Raw genomic sequence first — 349 nt, forward strand, 5'->3', positions numbered from 1 at the left:
CTATTGAGCAAATGTCGAAACCAAGATTTCAGGTCTTGAACCAATACGAACCGTCGGGCCACTGACCAAGTGTTGAATATCCATGATAATAAACGATCGGTAGATCGTTGATGCCGCGCCTTGCCTGATCCTGCATTTGTTTAGCCGGCCGCGATCGGATCATCGATGTCCTGGCTCTGAAAGTGGTCGATCAGAAAACGTGCGGCTGGTCCTGGCGGTGTATCGGTGCGGTAGACGGCCTGAAGGCGATATGGACCGCCTTTGCAGTCCGGAAGATCCAGTTGCACGAGGCGACCTGATTCTATGTCGTCTCTCACCATCGGCTCTGGCATATTGCCCCAACCGATAC

At 53.0% G+C, this 349-nt stretch carries 1 protein-coding gene; it reads right to left on the reverse strand.

What is annotated here, in order from left to right:
* Positions 1 to 140: 140 nt before the first annotated feature.
* On the reverse strand, positions 141 to 349 hold a 209-nt coding region (locus tag AB4Z23_RS29135), incomplete at its 5' end, for a LysR substrate-binding domain-containing protein (RefSeq protein WP_441361392.1).

This window comes from Agrobacterium sp. MCAB5 (assembly GCF_052114365.1).
In the GTDB taxonomy this organism is placed as follows: domain Bacteria; phylum Pseudomonadota; class Alphaproteobacteria; order Rhizobiales; family Rhizobiaceae; genus Agrobacterium; species Agrobacterium tumefaciens.